The 918-nt window shown below is 40.5% G+C and carries 1 protein-coding gene and 1 pseudogene; both read left to right on the top strand.

Annotated elements, in window-relative coordinates:
- The first annotated feature begins 68 nt into the window (after positions 1 to 68).
- On the top strand, positions 69 to 509 hold the full coding sequence (locus JMX83_RS14960; RefSeq protein ID WP_201603384.1) for a transposase family protein: 441 nt from the start codon (positions 69 to 71) through the stop codon (positions 507 to 509).
- An 8-nt stretch (positions 510 to 517) separates the two neighbouring features.
- A pseudogene (locus JMX83_RS14965) lies at positions 518 to 901 on the top strand (transposase family protein); the annotation flags it as partial.
- Positions 902 to 918: the final 17 nt, after the last annotated feature.

Here is a 918-nt window from a genome sequence, read left to right on the forward strand (position 1 = left end):
AATAGACCTCTTGCAAAAGTAGCTTCAAATCTCAAAGTATACAACTGAACCCTAAATAATTAAAAGATATGCCAAACATAGCCAAACTACTTGAACAAAATGATGCAGGTTTTAAACGTTATACCGGTATTCACAAAGCCACTTTTGAGCAAATGCTAGAAGCCATGCAAGCGCATGAAGCCTCCAAAACCAAATCAGGTCGTCCAAGTGATCTTAGCTTAGAGACGCAGATTTTACTAGCACTGACCTATTGGCGTGAATACCGAACCCTTTATCATATTGGTATGGACTTTAATGTTCATGAGTCCTCTGCTAGCCGCATTGTCAGAAAAGTAGAAGACATCCTTATCCACTCCGGCAAGTTTGACTTACCACGAAAACTGCCACACGGTAAGCCTGAGGATATCAATTGGTCAGCGGTCATCATTGATGCCACCGAAACGCCCATTGAGCGTCCAAAAAAAACCAAAGTGAGTACTACAGCGGAAAAAAGAAACAACATACCCTAAAATCGCAAGTCATCGTACACTGGCAAACAGGTCTCATACTTGATGTGCAAACCTGTAAAGGCTCAATACATGATTTTAATCTGTATAAACAAACCTGTCCTGACTGGCTGCCTAAGAATACAAATTATCTAGCAGACAGTGGTTATCAAGGTATCGCCAAGCTACATGATCAGACATTTATTCCCTTTAAGAAATCAAAGGGTGGTGAGTTATTAGCGCTTTGCAAACAGGCCAATCAGTACTTGGCAAAATGTCGTATTCTGGTTGAGCATAAAATAGGTTTAATTAAGCTATTCAAAATCGTGGCTCAGCGCTACCGTAATCGTCGTCAGCGTTATGATTTAAGAATGAAACTGTTCGCAGGTTTGGTCAATTTCGAGCTTAAGCTATGACTTTTGCAAGAGGTCTA

This window comes from Psychrobacter piscatorii, assembly GCF_904846415.1.
GTDB classification, from domain to species: Bacteria; Pseudomonadota; Gammaproteobacteria; order Pseudomonadales; family Moraxellaceae; genus Psychrobacter; species Psychrobacter piscatorii.